This is a genomic window from Sphingobacterium tabacisoli, from assembly GCF_017908035.1.
GTDB lineage: Bacteria > Bacteroidota > Bacteroidia > Sphingobacteriales > Sphingobacteriaceae > Sphingobacterium > Sphingobacterium tabacisoli.
Genome location: NZ_JAEQMU010000004.1, coordinates 171,094 through 190,159, shown reverse-complemented (window position 1 = coordinate 190,159; position 19,066 = coordinate 171,094). Strand labels below are relative to the sequence as shown.

Here is a 19,066-nt window from a genome sequence, read left to right as displayed (position 1 = left end):
TAGCATTTATGAGAAGAGCACTCTTTTGGTTTTATCTACTGGCGTTATATGCACTTTGCCAATTAATAGGGTGGGGATATATGTTCATAAAGCATGTTCCGGATAGAAAGGGAATGATTATTGGTGAGGGATTGATTTTTATAGCCATTTTTGTTCTCGCTGTAATCAAGCTGAAAAAACATTTGGAACGCGAACGCTATTACCAACAGCAACAACAGAATTTCCTGCTTTCAGTAACACATGAGTTGAAATCGCCCTTGGCTTCTGTTAAGCTTTATTTGCAGACCATCTTGAAGCGGGATCTGGATCGCGAACAGCAGAAGACTTTTTTGTCCAACTCGTTGAAAGATATTGAACGTCTTGATTATTTGGTGGAGAATGTTTTGTTGGCTACCAAATTGGAAAACAGGACTTTTATTCTGCCTAAAGAGGATTTTGATTTTTCGGAATTGATTGAGGAGATTTTAGATCGACTTCAAAAAAATGCGTGCAAATCAGAGATTATTAGACCGCAAATCGAACCGGGAATTGTTCTACATGCAGATAAGTTTGCAATTACTAATGTGGTGACCAATCTTGTTGAGAATGCCGTCAAATACTCGCCCCCTTGTGCTAATGTAGAAGTGAGTCTCAAGAAAAAGGATAATGACCTTGTTTTTTCTGTTGCTGATCATGGAGCAGGTATACAAGATGAGGAAAAGAGACTTATCTTTAATAAATTCTATCGTGTAGGGAATGAATCTACCCGCAAAACCAAAGGAACTGGTTTGGGGTTATATATAGTAAAATCTGTATTGCAAAAACATGATGCCACAATTAGGGTTATGGATAACAAACCTTCTGGTAGCATCTTTGAAGTAACATTTGAAAATTATGCAAGCTAAACAAAGGATACTCTTAGTCGAAGACGAGGAACACTTGTTGGAGGCCATCAAATTAAATTTAGAATTAGAAGGGTACCGTGTCACGACGGCTACCGATGGTAAGAAGGCGTTGAAAATCTTCAAAGAAGAACGCTTCAACCTGATCATTTTGGATGTAATGATTCCTGAAATCGATGGTTTTCAGGTAGCAGAAACTATCCGTCTTCAGAATACTGAAGTGCCTATTATGTTTCTAACGGCCAAAAATAGCAGCGAGGATCGTATTACAGGTTTAAAGAAAGGTGCAGATGATTATTTGGTGAAGCCATTTAATCTTGAAGAGCTAATCTTACGGGTTGGAAATCTGATCCGTAGAGGAATGAAAGGAGACGAGTTGAAGGAGCTTAATTCTTATACGATCGGCGACAAGACTATTTATTTCAACTCCTATGAGTTGCACTTGGCGGATGGTACAGTGACTTCGTTGACAAAAAAGGAAACGATGCTCCTAAAGTTGCTTATCGAGCGGCGCAATGAGGCTGTTTCTAGAGAGCAGATTTTAGAAACTGTGTGGAACTATGATGTATATCCTTCTACACGTACAATTGATAACTTTATTCTGACTTTTAGAAAGTATTTTGAACCAGATCAAAAACATCCTATTTATTTTCATTCGATAAGAGGTGTAGGTTATAAGTTCACAGATAACGTCGAGGGACAGGCTGAATAATTATTTGTAAAATTGATATAACAGAACCGCCAGGTGGCAGAAAATATTTTGTATCTGTTAGCCTGCCGGAGGACTATAAAAAGTCAAAGCGATCCGTCAACTGACGGATCGTGTAATAATTATTAGCATATGAATACACAGCGGCGAATGATAATAATAGGTATAGGTGTTGTTGGTTTGGCCTATGCCGTTGTTTTTAAACATTATAATATTTCTATCTACTTATTGGGGATTATCGGTTACTTCATATGGAGTCAATACCGAGAAGGGACGGTGTTTTTAGCAACTCAGTCTTTCCATAAGCAAGATTACGAAAAGACAGAAAAGTTGCTTTCTGAGATTAAAAATCCAGATAACCTACGTAAAGGTAGACGTAACTTTTATGAGTTTATGAAAGGCAATCTGGCCTTAAAAAAAAATAATATAGAGGAGGCAGAGTATCATTTTCAATTGGCGTCGCGGTTACCTTGGCGTAGAGACAATGAGAAAGGGATGGTCCTGATTAATCTAGCTAATATTAATCTGCGCAAAAAGGAATACGATAGGGTGAAAACCTACTTGGACCTCACAGATAAGCTGGCTTTGACGCATAGACAACGTGATATCGTTGCAAAAATTAGAGAAGACGTAAAAAAATATAATTAAGAAATAGTGAGTACAACTTTACAGAACGATTTGTTTATCAAGGCTGCGCTTTCGCAGCAAGTCGAGAGACCTCCGGTATGGATGATGCGTCAAGCAGGACGTTTTATGCCGGAATATTGGGAGATTAAAAATAAATACAGCTTTTTGGAGATGTGTAAAACTCCAGAGGTCGCCGCAGATGTAACTATGCTTCCAGTTGATCTTTTAGGTATTGATGCTGCCATTTTATTTTCGGATATCCTCGTCACTGGAGAGGCAATGGGAGGAGATCTTTCTTTTGAGCAAGGAGTAGGGCCTCGTTTTTCGAACCCTGTCCGTACTTGGAAGGATGCCGAAAATCTATCAGTGGATTGTCTTGACAAATTGCAATATGTAGCGGATGCAATCCGTGTTATACAACAACGTCTTGATGGACGCATTCCTTTGATTGGATTTGCGGGAGCGCCGTTTACAATACTAAGTTATTTGGTTGAAGGTGGATCTTCTCGAGATTTTAAGTTAACGAAGTTGATGTTGAATAATGAGCCTGAATTGGCGCACCTTATTCTTCAGAAAATAGCGGACCTGACGATAGCTTACTTGAATATGCAGATCGATGCAGGTGTTAATGCTGTTCAGCTTTTCGATAGCTGGGCTAATGCACTATCGTGGAATGACTACCATACATTCTCGCATAAATACAATAAGTATATTTTAGCAAATCTGAAGCGTACAGTACCTGTAATATCATTTGCTAAAGGAGCATCTGTATTTGCACCTGTAATGGCTGCAAGTAACCCTGACGTTATTTCTGTTGATTGGAATGCGGATCTGCTAAATATCAAGAAAAGTCTGCCTGCAGGCATGGCTGTCCAAGGAAACTTAGATCCGTTTATCATGTACGCAGACAAACCGGTGATTAAAGCTAAGATTCATGAGTTGTTTGAAAGAATGCGTGGGGAAAATGGCTTTATATGTAACCTAGGGCATGGTATTATGCCTGATATGCCATTTGACCATGTCAAATACGCAGTGGAAGTCATAAGAGAGTTTAGATACTAACGATTAGATTAAAAAAGGAAAAATTATTTAATTTTTCCTTTTTATTTTTGTGCTATGATATACCTATATGCGAAAGCAGTGCATATTATTTTTGTGATCTGTTGGATGGCGGGATTATTTTATATGCCCCGACTTTTTATCTATCATACTGAAGCAAAAGGTAAGGGAGAGGTCGAATATCAGATTTTGCATAAGCAGTTTACATTAATGGAAAACCGCCTATGGTGGGTGATAACGACTCCGGCAATGTATATTGCGATAGCTTCGGCACTACTGATGCTATACACGAGTCCTGGATTGCTGACGTTGGGATGGATGCATGTCAAGCTGTTGTTTGTTGTAGGTATGGTTTTTTATCATTTCAGATCACAGCGGATAATGCATGCACTTCGTGATGAAACTTCGACCTGGACCTCTACACAGTTGAGGCTCTGGAATGAACTTTCTACAATACTGTTGTTTGCAATCGTATTTGTTGTTATTTTGAAATCAGCACTCAACTGGATATATGGCGTATTAGGCATTGTGTGTCTGGCAGTATTGCTGATGTTTTTGATTAAGCTTTATAAAACATATCGTAAATCAAAAGGAGAACAAGTAGATTAAAACTATTATGATAAAAGGAATTTTGACTTTAATAGCGGTAGTAGCCCTGACAACCGTTTCATTTAGCCAGGAACATAATTGGGCATTCGGGTTTTATGGGGATATAAACGTGAAAAAGGCCAGAGAAAAGACTTTTGGTGTTCAGGCGAAGTATGACCTTGATAGCCGGAGTGCATTGCAAGCACAGGTGCATGCTGGAGATACGGTTGTAGTTACAGGTGCTGATTATCTGTTTTCTCTTTTGAATAAAAGAAAAAGCAATTGGAATGTTTTTCTAGGGGTAGGTGCTTCTGGAGAATTTGTTCGTTATACAAAAGGGGAAGAGCGTGATTATGAACAGGTCAACAATGATGCATTTGTTATGAATGGACAAGTAGGAGTCAGTTATTACTTTTCTCCTGTTAAGCTATCCGTCTATGCTGGATATAAGATGAAGTACATTACGACCGATGAAAAATTCAAGCCCAACTATGCGATGTTGGGTGTGCGTTATCACTTATGGTAGAAATAAAAAAAGAGGATCAAGTCCTCTTTTTTTTATTTATATGTTTTTGAGAATGGTATGTCCCATTCGGTCACGTTTAGTTTTTAAATACTCTTCGTTGTATACATTGGGCTCTATTTCGATAGGCACATTTTCAACAACCTCAAGTCCATACCCTACTAGACCAGCTCTTTTTGTCGGATTGTTGGACATTAGTCTCATTTTTGAAACTCCCATATGGCGGAGTATCTGAGCACCTACACCATAGTCTCTATGATCCGCTTTGAATCCCAGTTGGATATTAGCATCTACTGTATCGATACCTTCTTCCTGCAATTTGTAGGCGTGAAGTTTATTGATTAAGCCGATACCCCGTCCTTCTTGGTTCATGTATACGATGATGCCCTTACCTTCTTTCTCAATCATTTCCATGGCTTTGTGGAGCTGAGGGCCACAGTCGCAGCGGCATGACCCAAATATATCTCCCGTCATACAAGAGCTGTGTACACGTACCAATACCGGTTCGTCTTCTTTCCATTCGCCTTTGTATATAGCAAGGTGCTGTTCACCACTATTCTTTTGGGTAAAAGCTTTCATCTTGAAGTCACCGTATGCCGTAGGCATTTTTACGGATACCTCTTCGTTGATTAATGAGTCGTGTTTTAGACGATACTCGATTAGATCCTCTATACTAATGATTTTGAGGTCAAAACGTTTGGCAACTTCCAGTAAATCAGGAAGCCTTGCCATTTCTCCGTCTTCTTTAAGAATCTCTACCAATACACCTGCTGGCTCGAAACCTGCAAGTCTTGCTATATCAACCGTTGCTTCGGTGTGTCCAGTACGACGTAGAACGCCCCCATCCATCGCTATCAATGGAAATATATGACCTGGACGACCTAATTCTTCAGGTTTAATGTTAGGGTCTATTAACGCCTTTATTGTCTTCGAGCGGTCTGAAGCTGATATTCCTGTGGTACAACCATATCCCTGTAAGTCTACAGAGACGGTAAAGTTTGTTTCGTATATAGCGGTATTTTGGCCTACCATTGGGTGTAGGTTGAGCTCTTTACAACGCTCTTCCGATAATGGTGCACACACTAATCCGCGTCCATGTGTCGCCATGAAGTTTATTATTTCAGGGGTAGCATTTCTAGCTGCAGTAATAAAGTCGCCTTCATTCTCCCTGTCCTCATCGTCCACTACAATGATTACTTTTCCAGCCTTGATGTCTTCAATGGCTTCTTCGATTGTGTTTAATTTTATATCCATTGATATATTAGTTTTCCAATTACAAAGGTATATTTGATTTTTGTTCTTTTGATAATCAAGAAGTCAAAATCGGAATTAAGCCTTTTGTTTTTTGATTTTTAGTTTGTCTTTAATCCAGCCTAATGCAAGTTGTGCTTTTATCTTGTATTGATCCATATCAAACAGCGCAGAATCCGTAGTGGATTTGTAGGTAAGGAACGCGGCTAAAGGCGTAAGCACGACTATGGCCATCCACATTCCCCAAAAAGGAGTGATAGCTCCATCTTTTGCTGACTTCTCTGCTACAGTCGATATGATATGGTATATAAGAAAGAATATGATCGATATGACTACAGGAGCACCTAACCCACCTTTTCTAATGATTGCACCTAATGGGGCTCCAATAGCAAAGAGGAGAAGACAGGAAATGGCTAGTGTGAATTTCCTATGATATTCAACATCATAGCGAATATCCTTATCAATCAGTCCTTGATATTCGGCAGCTCTATTAAAGGTACCGTCTTTGAATTGTTGAATCTGTCCAAGAGCACTGCTTACCACATTTCGTCTGTTGGATTCGGGAATATAGGTCAGGATATCGTCATTGATTTTTATTTTGGCTTTCTCTCTATTCCCCTCGTTATAGTATCGAGACGTATAAAGGATATTATGTTTTAGTTCCTGAGCACTAATCCTGGAGACGCTATCTAACTCCATAAGGTTGGTATCAGACTTAAGCTTAAGCTGACGTAGATTTAGCATCTGATGATGTTGTTTGAAGAGGTTTTCGTCGGTACGCTTCATTTCAAACGCATCCATATCAAACTTAGTCTCTGTTTCTTTGAAATAAAAACGAGTGAACTGCTGACGTGGGTCATAGGTTTTTGCATTATTCGAACGAGAGTCTTCATAACGAACGCCATCGATAAGCTTTAAGATCATAAAGCTTTGATCTCGTGAATTGTACATATATCCTTCTTTTGCTACAAGGACATCACTCGCGGTATTGCCTTTTGATTTGTCGTAGATTGTGAGGTCGTATAGTACGGTGCCGTCTTTGCTTTTGCTTTTGGCTCGGATTGCATATCCCGGAATAGTACTGTTGAAGATTCCTGGTTTGATAAGAAAGTCAGCCTTTTTGTTGCGAACATCCCATAATAACGAGCCCATCTTTAGATTGACTACAGGCAGAATATAATCGGAAAATAAAAAGGAACCCGCTGCAAATATGCCAACTAGAATAAATAAAGGGCTCATGGCTTTTCGTAATGAAACACCTGCAGCTTTTATGGCGACCAATTCATAGCTTTCTCCCAAGTTACCAAAAGTCATGATAGAGGAGAGAAGCATGGAAAGTGGGAGGGCCATGGACAACTGTACGGCACATTGATAGCCGATAAGCTCCATAATAACATACCACTCGAATCCTTTTCCGATTAGGTCGTCGATATACTTAAATAAAAAAAGCATCAAAAGCACAAACATCACGATACAAAATGTGACAATGAATGGCTTAATGAATGCTTGTAGTATTAATTTGTGTACTTTTTTCATGTATCTATAAGCATAGCCTTGTTAGCTTTACATGAGGCTATGCGTGATAAACAAAGGTACAGAATTTTAAGCACCAATTACACTTTGAAGATAGCTTATCGAGTTATCCCAGATTTTTTTTCGATCTTCTACATTTTCGTCTTTCGCATGGTCTGTGATAGCGAGCGCGACATCATTTGTTAACTCATCCTGTATGATTTCCAGTTCGAAAAAGTGGGGTTCGTCATCTATCCATTTGAACTTAACATATTTGTTTTCTTTAAAAACAGCAATTTTTGCTCTGTGAGATTCTCCATCCCAAATGAATTCGTAGACTCCATCGTGATAGATTACATCATCAGCAAACCATTGTGCAAGATCGTTCGGCTCAATTAAATAAGGGTAAAGAATACGTGGAGAAGAGTTGATTATATATTCTAGGTGAATTTTAGTTTTTTCCGACATAGCTAAATCATTTTTTAGTTAACGTTTTCATATTGATTTCTGTAATAATACATATTTTTATTTTAAAAGCACATGAAGCAGAATAAAATTTGTTAACATCCAAAAAGTTGTCAACATGTTACAGCTTTCATTCTTAGATAATTGCGTAAGGGGGCTTTTTTGAAGGTTATAAAATTATTAAAATCTCTAAAAAATTACTTTGAAAATAATTCCTTATTGCTATATTTGCATCACTGAAACGGCGGGGTAGCTCAGATGGTTAGAGCGCAGGATTCATAACCCTGAGGTCGGCAGTTCGATCCTGCTCCCCGCTACTATAAAAAGCTTCAAGGAAACTTGGAGCTTTTGTTATTTATTCCCCCGAAAAATCCCATTTATTTCATATTACTCGGAGCGTAACCATAATACGCTTTAAATGCAGAGGAGAACTGTACGATGCCATTATATCCGCACAGGTAGGCAATTTCGGTTATACTATGTTTCTCTTCATTCAATAAATCTATGGCATGTCTCATCCGTAAAGAAATGACATAACTCTTTATGGTCATGCCAAAACAGGATTTGAAGCCTTTTTTGAGCTTGAACTCATTGAGATAGCTCATACGAGCAAGCTCCGGAATTCCTGGGGCATCTCTAAAGCCGATGTCTAATATATTCTTGGCTTCCAGTAGCTTTTTATGGTCACGGTCATTCAAGCCTGATCTATTATATAGAAGATGTTGCTTTTGGTTTATTTCGAGTTGCAATAAGAGGAGCTCTTGTATTTTATTCTCAATATAGAGGCGTTTTAACTCTCCTTTTCTAGTGCATGACCTTATTTCGTGAATGACAGCATGCATAGACGGGTTGAACTGCAGCATCGTGCCGGATAGGGTGGCTGTCTTTTGTTCGAAGATATTATTTGCAAACTCTTGATGCAGTATATAGTCTTTCGGAATGAGGTTAAAATAATACTCCTTAGAGAGGATGATGATTAGAAACTGAACAGGGATGTTTGGAGGTATTTTAAACCGTCCTTGGTAGTTTTTAGAGAAGGTTATATTATGTGTGTTGGCTAGATCCCATGTAGAGTGTGTTAGCTTATCAATATCAGCTTCTATTTTAGAGTCAAACATAAACTCCATCATGACACTTTCACCGTCTATCTTGAAGATATCCGTCATAGCATGTTGCAGGGTCATTGTTACATCAATTAACAACATGCCCCCGCAGGACATCTGTTTGTAGGTGATTTGGCCTATTCTGTCTTCTACAATGTCAACTTCCCTTTCGTCCAGTAGGGTAGACCTGTTATAGGCATCGTCTATTTCCTTTTGGATATAATACCTGTCAACCTGTTTCAACTTTGCTGAAAGCCTCATTTTAATCCCTTTATATTAAATAATCATCCTGTTTTGTTAACCTCTTGCATTTAGATAAATCTAGCTTTGCAAATATATTTATAATAAGTCTTAATAAGAATAGCTTTAAGGCATATCATTGTAATGATTCTGTTAATTGTTTCAAATACTGGGCTAAGGAGTTGAAGACAACACTACTTATATTCGTTTTATTATTTTTTTCTATACTCTCCTTATTTGTAGGAGTGGCCGATATTTCTGTATCAGATATTCTTCGATGGGATGTGGACAAGATTTCTATTGTGTCTTTGAGTCGCATACCAAGGACGATATCCTTGATGCTAGCTGGAATCGGATTGAGTGTATGTGGCCTTATTATGCAACAGATGACACAGAATAAATTTGTGTCACCCACTACAGCTGGGACATTAGAAGCAGCCAAGATGGGCTTATTGGCAGGGATGTTTCTTATTCCAGCATCTAGTATGCTTGTAAAAGGGGCTTTTGCGTTCTGTTTTACATTTCTAGGTAGCTTACTCTTCTTATTTATTACGGAACGTATACGATTCCGCAACGTTATTTTTATTCCATTAGTAGGACTTATGTTTGGAGGTATTCTGAACTCTATCGCTACTTTTTTCGCTGTCAACCATAATTTAGTGCAAGATATGAACGCCTGGATGATGGGTGATTTTTCAGGTATTTTGCAGGGGCAGTACGAGCTTATTTACGTCAGTCTACCTGCGATAATAGTTACTTATCTATATGCCAATAAGTTTGCGGTCGTAGGGATGGGGCGGGATTTCTCCAAAAATCTTGGCCTGAATTACAAAGCTGTTATGAATATAGGGGTATTATGTGTCTCCTTAACGGTTAGTACTGTCATTATCACTGCCGGTTCTATTACTTTTCTGGGGTTGGTCGTTCCGAATATAGTCAGTATGGTATATGGCGATAATATTAAGAAGACACTTCCTTATGTTGCACTATGGGGAGCTATTTTCCTGCTGATCTGTGACATTATCGGAAGGGTAATCATTTTCCCTTTCGAGGTTCCGATAGGTATGGTCGTTGGTTTTATTGGAGGTATACTATTTCTCCTTCTTTTATTGCGCAAGAAATGAAGGAGAACAAGAAGAGAGTTTTGCTATTACTATTATTGGCCCTTATTATTATAGGTTTATTCTTAGGCTATAATCTTGGGACTAGTTGGCGGTTTGCATTAGAATTAAGGTCCATCAAGTTGGTCGCGATGCTTGTCGTAGCTTGTTGTGTTGCTTATTCCTCTGTTGCTTTTCAGACGATCACTGCCAATAGGATTTTAACCCCTTCTATTATGGGATTTGAATCAGTCTATATGCTATTGCAGACCATAATCGTGTTTGTATACGGCGATATGACTTTCCGTGTTCTTAATAGTTTTGACAATTTCTTGCTGTCGGTTCTATTCATGATCGGATTTTCCTTTCTGCTTTATTTTCTGATTTATAGAAGAGGGCGCAACAATATGTATTTGTTGCTATTGGTGGGACTGGTACTAGGGATTTTGTTCAATACGTTCAGCTCTTTTATGCAGCTATTGATTGATCCCAATAACTTTTTCATTATCCAGGGAAAGATGTTTGCCTCTTTCAATAAGATCAATGAAAGCTTGCTATGGTATGCTACAGGTATTTTGGTAATCGTTCTGCTCTTCGGTTTTCGAATGAATCGGTATCTCGATGTACTTGCTTTGGGACGTGATCAAGCAATTAGTCTTGGGGTGGATTACCCTAAGGTGGTGAAGACCTTCTTTATTATCATTGCTATTCTTGTATCGGTTTCAACAGCGCTAATCGGTCCTATCGCCTTTCTAGGCTTGTTGGTGACCAATGTAACTTACCAATTGATTAAGTCACAGCGCCACGGATTGGTTATTCCTGCCTGTTGCCTGGTAGCTATTGTTGCTATTGTCGGAGGGCAGTTCATTATGGAACGGATACTTAATTTTTCTACCCCTATCAGTACGATTATCAACCTAGTGGGAGGGATATATTTCCTGTATCTATTGTTAAAAGTCAAAAAAATATAGTGCTAATTCTGTTTAAATAATATACATATGAAAAAATCTGTTTTTTTATTCGCATTGGCGATAACAGTCGCTTTTACGGGATGTAACAATGCCAGCCAAAGTAAGACTGAAGGTGAAGGATCTAACGATAAAGTCACCATAACTCATGAATTGGGAACGGTAGATGTGCCGGTCAATCCCAAAAGAGTAGTCGTATTGGACTTTAGTCAATTGGAAAACCTAGACTTTATAGGCGTAAAGCCGGTAGGTATCCCCAAAACAGGAGTGCCAAAGTATCTTTCAAAATATAAGGACGATGAGAGCATTGCTGACCTGGGGAATCTGGTTGAGGCTAATATCGAAAAATTGAATGAGCTGAATCCTGATTTAATCATTATCGGAGGAAGGCTGAAAGATTCCTATGAACAGATTTCTAAAATTGCCCCGACTATTATCCCTGTCTGGGATACAAAAGACCAGTTCGGTGCATTAGCGAAAAATACCACCAACCTGGGTAAGATCTTCGGTAAGGAAAAAGAGTTTGAAGCTTCCCTAGCCGCTATCAAGGAGAAGGCCGCATCGGTCAAAGAAAAAGCAGGGAAATCCGATGCAAAGGCGTTAGTCGTATTACATAACAAAGGACGTTTTAGTGCTTATGGCAGTGGTTCACGCTTTGGTCTTATCCACGATATTCTAGGTGTACAGGAGGCAGCAAAAGGTTTAGATACCCATCTTCATGGCACGAAAACTTCTAACGAATTTATTGCAGAGACCAATCCTGATATCTTATTTGTGGTGGATAGAAGTGCCGCTATTGGTGATACTCCATTAAACAAAGAGGAAGTTGAGAACAAATTGATCCAACGCACAAACGCCTTTAAAAATGGAAAGATTGTGTACTTAGATTCCGAAACATGGTATCTAGCGGGAGGAGGAGTGATTTCTATCAACAGAATGATTGATGAGGTAAATCAGGCCTTATAGTAAAATATTTATTGAAAAGCTCTAAGGAAACTTAGAGCTTTTATTGGTACTTTTAGGTTCATATAGCTAATCACTTTTGAATATGACAAAGCACCAATTAATTGAAACGTTCGTAAAAAACCATCAAACCGCGGTGGATTATATAGACCAATTGAACGAAAAAGAATACCTCTACACCCGAGAAGGGAAATGGACAGCTGGGCAACAGTTAAATCATATCGCATTGACGATAGTCCCGTTTACCAGAGCATTGGCATCGAAAGAATATCTAGCTCAGATGTTCGGCCTATTAGAAAGGGAGAGTTGGGACTACCAAACAGTTCTGGATAATTATACCCAAACCAGTCTAAAAGCTCCGGAGCAGTTCTTGCCTCCTGCGGAAGTTAGTTTGGCGGAAAAAGAAACCATTACGACGACCATCCAAGGTGATCTTGAAAAGATAGAAGCGCTGTTGGGGCTTTACGAAGAAGATGAACTGGATCGCTTAGTCATACCACATCCTCTATTAGGTAAAATGAGTGTCCGGGAAATTTTCTATTTAATGGGATACCACCCGATCCACCATCTCAAACAGATTAAAATTTTGTTAAACGATTCTAATGTGTAAGTGCAGGTTCTAAACGACTGCATGTTCTTCGAGTTGTGCCAGAGTAGCTTAGGCTTTTGCTTTTTGAAAGATAGTAATTAGGAGATAAAAAGGTGACTTACACTTCGAGTTAGTATTCGAAGTATAAAAGTCTCCTCAACTCTCCTTAAGTCCGTTCAAGTCCCCTCAAGTCTGGTGTAGCTTCGGTTGTCCTTCGATATAGCACTGTACCTGCTTCGGGGTTTCTTTGGGACAACTTCGCCTACCCTTCGGTATTCCTTTGCCTTCACTTCGCCTCCAAGGCAAACGATAGGCAAACAACAACCAACGCTATCCCGAACTTGTCCCCCAGTATTCTTGAAGAAGGGTAGATGCACCATTAAAAGACCATTCGAATAAATCGCTGCGTAAAATAAGACCTTAAGATAATATATAAGGTCTGTTGTATAATAAGTCTTCCAACCGTAGGGGAGATAGAAGATGGACCCAAAAGATAAAATCTAAGCTGATTGTTTGTATTGGTCAGGAAATTTTGATGTTAAGCTTTCTTTTTAATACCTTTGTGCTATTATGCGGCAGTAATAAAAATATTCTTTTCTATAGAACTACGCTTTGATCACTTCTGATCGAAGTGCATTCCATGTATTAAAATATATTGTTAACAGACATTATGCGTCAGGCATAGTGGCTTATTTATTATTGTCACATCAATATGAAATCTAAACAGAGATATACTCTAGTTTTTATCGTTATAGTGGTCACGATAGATACCGCTGGTTTTGGAATTATTTTTCCTGTGTTACCACAATTACTGACCGATTTATTGCACACCGATATTAGTACTGCCGCCCAGTATGGAGGTTGGCTTTCTTTCAGTTATGCTTTTATGCAATTTGTATTCGCTCCTATACTGGGGAATCTTAGCGATGCTTATGGTCGTCGTCCTGTACTTTTGAGTTCCTTATTCGGATTTGGAATTGATTGTGTTTTCTTGGCTTTTGCCCCTAACATACTTTGGTTATTTTGGGGGCGGACAATTGCTGGCATGACCGGAGCGAGTTTTTCGGTAGCATCGGCCTGTATTGCCGATATCAGTACAGGAAAAGATCGAACAAAATATTTCGGCTTTATAAATGCAGCTTTTGGTGCGGGGTTTATACTAGGCCCTGCAATAGGAGGCGTACTGGCCCAATGGGGAACACATATGCCTTTTCTCTTTTCGGCAATCCTGAGTCTGGTCAATTTTGTATTCGGCTACTTTTTCTTTGAAGAGTCATTGGAGAAACATAATCGTCGAAAATTTGATTGGAAAAAAGCGAACCCTTTGGGAGCTCTTGTACAATTGAGGAGACTCCCTGCCGTTTGGTCGTTGGTGATCGCGATGTTATTTGTTTCTATGGCTACCCACAGTATGGAGAGTGTATGGTCATTTTTTACGATTGAGAAGTTTCGTTGGAGTAACGCAATGGTGGGATATTCCTTGGCATTTATTGGTGCGCTTTCTATTATTGTACAATTATGTGGAGTAGCTTTTCTGACGGATAGGATAGGGGAATGGAAGATGTTGATTGGTGGATTATGTTGCATTCTACTGGGGTTTTTAATTTTTGCTTTCACAGATATGCAATGGTTATTATTCGGAGGAATAATTGTATTTATTATTGGAGGTATTCAAGGAACAGCTATGCAAAGTATTCTTTCCCTTAGCGTGCCTGACAACGAACAAGGAGCGCTCCAGGGAGTTCTAGGTTGCTTGCTCGGATTTACGACTTTTGTCGCTCCACCGATTATGACTTCCAGCTTCTCTTACTTCACAAGAGATGGGGCGGAGTTTTATTTTCCTGGGATGCCTTTTCTATTATCGGCTGGACTAACAGGTATCGGTTTGGCTCTTTGTTGTTTTCGAATGTATAAGCAACAGTCGAAGGACGTCTCAGAGCTGAAGGTGTAAGCGGATGGGGCAGTCGGTATTGACCAAAACAGCTCTAAAATTTCATTCGCTCAAAATTTTTAGAGCTGTTTTTATAGTTTCGTTTGAAACCTTTTAAATAATTGACTATTATTGATTAATAGTCAGTGTTAAAATGCTTTTTTTCTTGATATTATTGTATAAAAGGTGCCGTTTTTATTGGATTTTGATAAAAAACACAATTGTTACATTTGTAACTAATTGATTTTTAGTTTTTTATTTCATTGTTTTAGTTGTTGTGACAATTAGAAGACTTTTTGTTCTTTTTTTGATTTTAAAAAGTTCTACATTTGCCATTGTTAAATATAAATTAAAAAGATATGAAAAAATTTTTACTTACATTAACTGCTGTTGCAGGTTTGACTGCTGCTTCTCAAGCACAAGAATTTGGTTTTGAAAAAGGTAACTTCATCGTAGAAGGTAACTTCAACTCTTCAAACACTAATGATAAAGGAACAAAAGCTAAAACATCAGGATTTAACTTTAATCCTAAAGCTGGTTACTTCGTAACTGATAAAATCGCAGTGGGAGTTGACTTCGGTTTCGGTCAAGATAAAAAAACTACTTATGCAGCTGATATCAAAACTGTAGCTACAGACAAAAACTTTGGTGTTGGTGCTTTCGGACGTTACTACTTCTTAGAAGTTGGTTCACGTTTCAAAACTTACACTGAGGTAGGTGTTGGTTACATGAACGAAAAAATTGGTGAGAAAAAAGTAGGTGATGTTAAAACTGATGCAGCTAAATTCAATGGATTTGGTGCTAATGCAGGTATCGGTGCTAACTTCTTCTTAACGGAGAAAATCGCTGTTAACTTTGCTTTCGCTGATGTTGTTTCTTTCAACTCACGTAAAGCTGATGTAGACGGTGCTAAAGCGGAGACTGAATTCAATACTAACGTAAATGTTTTCAATAACTTCTTCAATACTGCTAAATTCGGTTTGACTTTCAAATTCTAATTTGAATAGAAGTTCAAAAAATAAAAAGCCTCACATTTGTGAGGCTTTTTTGTTATCTATGGATTTGTAGACCACAATGAAGCTGATTTTAGCATCGCTCTACGTGGTAATTTTAGATTAGCTACAATGAGTTCGGCAAAGTCTTCCGGTTGTAGCACGGTCTCTGGATTGCCGTCTGTGAGCTTCAGTTCTTTGGACATATCCGATGCAATAGTACTTGGCATTAGTGTACACACACGGATGTTGTTTTTACGTACTTCGCGCATCAGTGAGTCTGAGAAACCAATAACGCCAAATTTGGAAGCACTGTATGCGGACGTGGTGGCTGCGCCATTCAGACCTGCGGTAGAAGATACATTAATGATATCTCCCTCATTCTTTTCTATAAGCTGTGGTAGTACCGCTTTAGTGACATAATAGGTGCCCAATAGATTGGTTTCGATAATGTCTTTCCAGGTTTCTGGATCCATATCCAATACCGATCCAAAAGCGGCTACGCCTGCATTGTTGACCAGAATGTCGAATGTTCCAAAGTCCGCGTTTAATTTGGCTATAGCCATCGTCACAGCGTCAAAATCAGCCACGTCAAAGACCGCATAAGTCGCCTGTACTCCAAGAGCTGTTAGCTCAGCGATGGTCTCTTTCAATAGTTGTTCATTCCTGCCTGTAATCGCTACGTTGATGCCTTCTTTGGCAAACGCTAGGGCAGTTGCCTTACCTAAGCCTCTACCGCCACCGGTGATGAGTGCATTCTTTCCTTTTAAATTCTCCATATACAAAATTAGGCAATAGTTTGTACCCTTGCACCCATTCCGTGTAGAGTTTACGTTTATTTAACAGGATGGCTTCGCTTGTATCCATAAAAAAAGCCTTCTCTAACAAGAAGGCTTTTCTTTTTCAGTAACTGAAATCTATCACACTTTGATTTCAACTTCAACACCTGAAGGTAATTCTAATTTCATCAACGCATCAACTGTTTTTGAGTTAGATGAGTAGATGTCTAACAATCTCTTGTAAGAACACAATTGGAATTGCTCACGTGCTTTTTTGTTAACGTGTGGTGAACGTAATACCGTATAGATTTTTTTCTCAGTAGGCAATGGAATAGGACCACTAACAACTGCACCTGTAGGTTTTACTGTTTTTACGATTTTCTCAGCTGATTTGTCAACTAAATTGTAATCGTAAGATTTCAATTTGATTCTGATTCTTTGGCTCATTTTTATTTGTTTTTAAAGATGACCGCTGATTAGAGCTATTCGCAACCAGCGACCGGTTTATCTGTCTTTGGATTAAGGAGGGAAGTAGCAAAGATCAAAGACATGTCCTTCATCTTTGCTACTTTATCCTTACTCTCAATTATTAGTCTTCTATACTTTTAACTCTACCTTTAGATTTAGCAATCACGTCGTCTTGTACGTTACGTGGTGCCTCTGCATAGTGGTCAAATTCCATAGTTGAAGTCGCACGACCTGAAGTGATAGTACGTAATTGTGTTACGTAACCAAACATCTCAGAAAGAGGTACGATAGCTTTGATTACTTGAGCACCATTACGTGTGTCTAGACCTTGCATCTGACCACGACGACGGTTCAAGTCACCCATTACATCACCCATGTTTTCTTCTGGAGTCAATACTTCTACCTTCATGATAGGCTCCATCAATACTGGAGAACATTTAGGTAATGCATTACGGTATGCCATTTTTCCTGCCAATTCAAATGATAAAGCATCTGAATCGACTGCGTGGAATGAACCATCGATCAAACGAACTTTCATTCCTGATAGTGGGTATCCAGCTAATACACCATTGTTCAAAGATGCTTCGAAACCTTTTTGAACAGAAGGGATGTACTCTTTAGGGATAGCACCACCAACGATTTCGTTTACAAATTGTAAAGCTGATTTCGTATTATCGTAATCTTCGTCAACAGGAGAGATAACAACTTTGATATCCGCAAATTTACCACGACCACCTGATTGTTTTTTGTAAACCTCACGGTGTTCAGTGCTACCTTTGATAGACTCTTTGTATGCTACTTGAGGAGCACCTTGGTTTACCTCAACTTTAAATTCGCGACGTAGACGGTCGATCAAGATATCCAAGTGAAGCTCACCCATACCTGAGATTACAGTCTGACCAGTCTCTTCGTCAGTTTTTACTACGAATGTAGGATCCTCTTCAGCCAATTTACTTAAGCCGATACCTAATTTATCTACGTCAGCTTGAGTTTTAGGCTCGATCGCTAAACCGATAACTGGTTCTGGGAATTGCATTGACTCAAGAACGATAGGATTCTTTTCGTCACATAGTGTATCACCTGTTTTGATGTCTTTGAAACCTACAACTGCACCGATATCACCCGCACTGATTCTTTCGATTGGGTTTTGTTTGTTAGCGTGCATTTGGAAGATACGAGAGATACGCTCTCTGTTTCCTGAACGTGTGTTTAATACATACGAACCAGCGTCTAATACACCTGAGTAAGCACGTACAAAACATAGACGGCCTACGAATGGGTCAGTCGCAATTTTGAAACCTAAAGCAGCGAATGGCTCAGCTTCAGATGGCTTACGCTCGATTTCTTCACCAGTGTTAGGGTTTGTACCTTTTACCGCTTCGATATCAAGAGGTGAAGGTAATAACTCCATTACTAAATCAAGCATGGTCTGTACACCTTTGTTTTTGAAAGATGAACCACATACCATAGGAACGATTGCGTTGTCCAATACTGCTTTACGTAAAGCATCTAAGATTTCGCGCTCAGTCAATGAGTTTGGATCTTCGAAGAATTTCTCCATCAAAGTCTCATCATAAGAAGCAACAGCTTCTAATAATTTCTCACGGTACTCAGCTACCTCGTCCAACATGTCCGCAGGAATAGGAACTTCAGTAAAAGTCATTCCTTTGTCTGCCTCATTCCATACCATACCACGGTTGTTGATCAAGTCAACTACACCTTCGAAACCATCTTCCGCACCGATTGGTAATTGTAAAGCGACAGCATTTGATCCTAACATAGATTTTACTTGGCCAACTACTTTCAAGAAGTCAGCACCTGAACGGTCCATTTTGTTAACGAAACCAATACGAGGTACTTTGTATCCATCAGCCAATCTCCAGTTAGTCTCTGATTGAGGTTCAACACCATCAACTGCTGAGAACAAGAAAACTAGACCATCTAGTACACGTAACGAACGGTTTACCTCAACCGTGAAATCCACGTGTCCAGGAGTATCGATTACGTTTACTTGGTATTTTTTGTTACGGTAGTTCCAGAATACAGTTACAGCTGCAGATGTGATCGTGATACCACGCTCTTGCTCTTGTGCCATCCAGTCTGTAGTCGCAGAACCTTCGTGAGTCTCTCCCAATTTGTGGTTTACACCAGAGTAGAAGAGTATACGTTCTGTAGTTGTTGTTTTACCAGCATCGATGTGAGCAGCGATACCGATATTTCTAACTAATTTTAAATCTTTTGCCATTTTATTTTTTGCAGTTTGCCTTTGGGAGGCTGTTTAATTTTAACAGTTTAAATAAGTACACCGATCGTGATAAT

At 39.0% G+C, this 19,066-nt stretch carries 19 protein-coding genes and 1 tRNA gene; 13 read left to right on the top strand and 7 right to left on the bottom strand.

The genetic code is table 11. The features are described 5' to 3' along the window. Positions 1-8 precede the first annotated feature (8 nt). The 6 genes from JKG64_RS15140 to JKG64_RS15115 all read left to right on the top strand — a co-directional run bounded on the left by JKG64_RS15140 (position 9) and on the right by JKG64_RS15115 (position 4,390). Positions 9-884 carry a sensor histidine kinase gene (locus JKG64_RS15140; RefSeq protein WP_210355168.1) on the top strand — a complete coding sequence of 292 codons (876 nt, stop codon included), beginning with the start codon at positions 9-11 and terminating at the stop codon, positions 882-884. After that, positions 874-1,593, top strand: coding sequence for a response regulator transcription factor (locus JKG64_RS15135; protein WP_210355167.1), 720 nt, complete (start codon positions 874-876; stop codon positions 1,591-1,593). Before JKG64_RS15140 ends, JKG64_RS15135 begins: the two co-directional genes overlap by 11 nt. Positions 1,594-1,722: 129 nt before the next feature. After that, a complete protein-coding gene (locus JKG64_RS15130; protein ID WP_210355166.1) occupies positions 1,723-2,238 on the top strand; it encodes a hypothetical protein in 516 nt (171 codons plus the stop codon). A gap of 6 nt (positions 2,239-2,244) precedes the next feature. Next, positions 2,245-3,279: a uroporphyrinogen decarboxylase gene (hemE, locus tag JKG64_RS15125; protein WP_210355165.1), complete on the top strand. Its 1,035-nt coding sequence runs from the start codon at positions 2,245-2,247 to the stop codon at positions 3,277-3,279. Between the two features lie 54 nt (positions 3,280-3,333). Continuing rightward, positions 3,334-3,885 carry a CopD family protein gene (locus JKG64_RS15120; protein ID WP_210355164.1) on the top strand — a complete coding sequence of 184 codons (552 nt, stop codon included), beginning with the start codon at positions 3,334-3,336 and terminating at the stop codon, positions 3,883-3,885. A 7-nt stretch (positions 3,886-3,892) separates the two neighbouring features. Further along, entirely contained in the window at positions 3,893-4,390 is a 498-nt protein-coding gene (locus JKG64_RS15115; protein WP_210355163.1) for a hypothetical protein, read from the top strand. Between the two features lie 36 nt (positions 4,391-4,426). On the opposite strand, the gene JKG64_RS15110 is transcribed toward JKG64_RS15115, so the two are convergent. The 3 genes from JKG64_RS15110 to JKG64_RS15100 form a co-directional block, all read right to left on the bottom strand. Beyond that, positions 4,427-5,641 carry a bifunctional 3,4-dihydroxy-2-butanone-4-phosphate synthase/GTP cyclohydrolase II gene (locus JKG64_RS15110; RefSeq protein WP_210355162.1) on the bottom strand — a complete coding sequence of 405 codons (1,215 nt, stop codon included), beginning with the start codon at positions 5,639-5,641 and terminating at the stop codon, positions 4,427-4,429. A gap of 75 nt (positions 5,642-5,716) precedes the next feature. Next, positions 5,717-7,174, bottom strand: coding sequence for an LptF/LptG family permease (locus JKG64_RS15105; protein WP_210355161.1), 1,458 nt, complete (start codon positions 7,172-7,174; stop codon positions 5,717-5,719). A 66-nt stretch (positions 7,175-7,240) separates the two neighbouring features. Further along, positions 7,241-7,618: an START-like domain-containing protein gene (locus JKG64_RS15100; protein ID WP_210355160.1), complete on the bottom strand. Its 378-nt coding sequence runs from the start codon at positions 7,616-7,618 to the stop codon at positions 7,241-7,243. Positions 7,619-7,858: 240 nt separating this feature from the next. Here JKG64_RS15100 and JKG64_RS15095 point away from each other — a divergent pair. Continuing rightward, positions 7,859-7,932: transfer RNA gene (locus JKG64_RS15095), tRNA-Met, on the top strand. Positions 7,933-7,992: 60 nt separating this feature from the next. On the opposite strand, the gene JKG64_RS15090 is transcribed toward JKG64_RS15095, so the two are convergent. Beyond that, positions 7,993-8,979: a helix-turn-helix domain-containing protein gene (locus JKG64_RS15090; protein WP_210355159.1), complete on the bottom strand. Its 987-nt coding sequence runs from the start codon at positions 8,977-8,979 to the stop codon at positions 7,993-7,995. Between the two features lie 161 nt (positions 8,980-9,140). Here JKG64_RS15090 and JKG64_RS15085 point away from each other — a divergent pair, with 161 nt between their 5' ends. The 6 genes from JKG64_RS15085 to JKG64_RS15060 all read left to right on the top strand — a co-directional run bounded on the left by JKG64_RS15085 (position 9,141) and on the right by JKG64_RS15060 (position 15,506). Then, positions 9,141-10,082, top strand: coding sequence for an ABC transporter permease (locus tag JKG64_RS15085; protein WP_210355158.1), 942 nt, complete (start codon positions 9,141-9,143; stop codon positions 10,080-10,082). Continuing rightward, positions 10,079-11,029 carry an iron chelate uptake ABC transporter family permease subunit gene (locus tag JKG64_RS15080; RefSeq protein WP_210355157.1) on the top strand — a complete coding sequence of 317 codons (951 nt, stop codon included), beginning with the start codon at positions 10,079-10,081 and terminating at the stop codon, positions 11,027-11,029. The genes JKG64_RS15085 and JKG64_RS15080 overlap by 4 nt, the downstream gene beginning before the upstream one ends. A gap of 27 nt (positions 11,030-11,056) precedes the next feature. Next, positions 11,057-11,992 (top strand): siderophore ABC transporter substrate-binding protein, encoded by a 936-nt coding sequence (locus JKG64_RS15075; protein ID WP_210355156.1) that lies wholly within the window; start codon positions 11,057-11,059, stop codon positions 11,990-11,992. A gap of 82 nt (positions 11,993-12,074) precedes the next feature. After that, positions 12,075-12,599 carry a DinB family protein gene (locus JKG64_RS15070; protein WP_210355155.1) on the top strand — a complete coding sequence of 175 codons (525 nt, stop codon included), beginning with the start codon at positions 12,075-12,077 and terminating at the stop codon, positions 12,597-12,599. A 691-nt stretch (positions 12,600-13,290) separates the two neighbouring features. Beyond that, complete coding sequence (locus JKG64_RS15065; RefSeq protein ID WP_210355154.1) at positions 13,291-14,529, top strand: TCR/Tet family MFS transporter; 1,239 nt, start codon at positions 13,291-13,293, stop codon at positions 14,527-14,529. Positions 14,530-14,867: 338 nt separating this feature from the next. After that, positions 14,868-15,506 carry an outer membrane beta-barrel protein gene (locus tag JKG64_RS15060; RefSeq protein WP_210355153.1) on the top strand — a complete coding sequence of 213 codons (639 nt, stop codon included), beginning with the start codon at positions 14,868-14,870 and terminating at the stop codon, positions 15,504-15,506. A gap of 56 nt (positions 15,507-15,562) precedes the next feature. Here JKG64_RS15060 and JKG64_RS15055 read toward each other — a convergent pair whose 3' ends face one another. The 3 genes from JKG64_RS15055 to fusA all read right to left on the bottom strand — a co-directional run bounded on the left by JKG64_RS15055 (position 15,563) and on the right by fusA (position 18,992). After that, positions 15,563-16,279 carry a 3-ketoacyl-ACP reductase gene (locus JKG64_RS15055; protein ID WP_210355152.1) on the bottom strand — a complete coding sequence of 239 codons (717 nt, stop codon included), beginning with the start codon at positions 16,277-16,279 and terminating at the stop codon, positions 15,563-15,565. Positions 16,280-16,420: 141 nt separating this feature from the next. After that, on the bottom strand, positions 16,421-16,726 hold the full coding sequence (gene rpsJ, locus JKG64_RS15050; protein ID WP_013667229.1) for a 30S ribosomal protein S10: 306 nt from the start codon (positions 16,724-16,726) through the stop codon (positions 16,421-16,423). Positions 16,727-16,868: 142 nt separating this feature from the next. Then, on the bottom strand, positions 16,869-18,992 hold the full coding sequence (fusA, locus tag JKG64_RS15045) for an elongation factor G (protein WP_210355151.1): 2,124 nt from the start codon (positions 18,990-18,992) through the stop codon (positions 16,869-16,871). Between the last annotated feature and the right edge of the window lie 74 nt (positions 18,993-19,066).

What these genes read in the sequence shown, in the direction of transcription:
- JKG64_RS15140 (WP_210355168.1), top strand. Translation starts at nt 9, where the DNA reads ATGAGAAGAGCACTCTTTTGGTTTTATCTACTGGCGTTATATGCACTT.
- JKG64_RS15135 (WP_210355167.1), top strand. Translation starts at nt 874, where the DNA reads ATGCAAGCTAAACAAAGGATACTCTTAGTCGAAGACGAGGAACACTTG.
- JKG64_RS15130 (WP_210355166.1), top strand. Translation starts at nt 1,723, where the DNA reads ATGAATACACAGCGGCGAATGATAATAATAGGTATAGGTGTTGTTGGT.
- JKG64_RS15120 (WP_210355164.1), top strand. Translation starts at nt 3,334, where the DNA reads ATGATATACCTATATGCGAAAGCAGTGCATATTATTTTTGTGATCTGT.
- JKG64_RS15115 (WP_210355163.1), top strand. Translation starts at nt 3,893, where the DNA reads ATGATAAAAGGAATTTTGACTTTAATAGCGGTAGTAGCCCTGACAACC.
- JKG64_RS15110 (WP_210355162.1), bottom strand. Translation starts at nt 5,641, where the DNA reads ATGGATATAAAATTAAACACAATCGAAGAAGCCATTGAAGACATCAAG.
- JKG64_RS15105 (WP_210355161.1), bottom strand. Translation starts at nt 7,174, where the DNA reads ATGAAAAAAGTACACAAATTAATACTACAAGCATTCATTAAGCCATTC.
- JKG64_RS15100 (WP_210355160.1), bottom strand. Translation starts at nt 7,618, where the DNA reads ATGTCGGAAAAAACTAAAATTCACCTAGAATATATAATCAACTCTTCT.
- JKG64_RS15090 (WP_210355159.1), bottom strand. Translation starts at nt 8,979, where the DNA reads ATGAGGCTTTCAGCAAAGTTGAAACAGGTTGACAGGTATTATATCCAA.
- JKG64_RS15080 (WP_210355157.1), top strand. Translation starts at nt 10,079, where the DNA reads ATGAAGGAGAACAAGAAGAGAGTTTTGCTATTACTATTATTGGCCCTT.
- JKG64_RS15075 (WP_210355156.1), top strand. Translation starts at nt 11,057, where the DNA reads ATGAAAAAATCTGTTTTTTTATTCGCATTGGCGATAACAGTCGCTTTT.
- JKG64_RS15070 (WP_210355155.1), top strand. Translation starts at nt 12,075, where the DNA reads ATGACAAAGCACCAATTAATTGAAACGTTCGTAAAAAACCATCAAACC.
- JKG64_RS15065 (WP_210355154.1), top strand. Translation starts at nt 13,291, where the DNA reads ATGAAATCTAAACAGAGATATACTCTAGTTTTTATCGTTATAGTGGTC.
- JKG64_RS15060 (WP_210355153.1), top strand. Translation starts at nt 14,868, where the DNA reads ATGAAAAAATTTTTACTTACATTAACTGCTGTTGCAGGTTTGACTGCT.
- JKG64_RS15055 (WP_210355152.1), bottom strand. Translation starts at nt 16,279, where the DNA reads ATGGAGAATTTAAAAGGAAAGAATGCACTCATCACCGGTGGCGGTAGA.
- rpsJ (WP_013667229.1), bottom strand. Translation starts at nt 16,726, where the DNA reads ATGAGCCAAAGAATCAGAATCAAATTGAAATCTTACGATTACAATTTA.
- fusA (WP_210355151.1), bottom strand. Translation starts at nt 18,992, where the DNA reads ATGGCAAAAGATTTAAAATTAGTTAGAAATATCGGTATCGCTGCTCAC.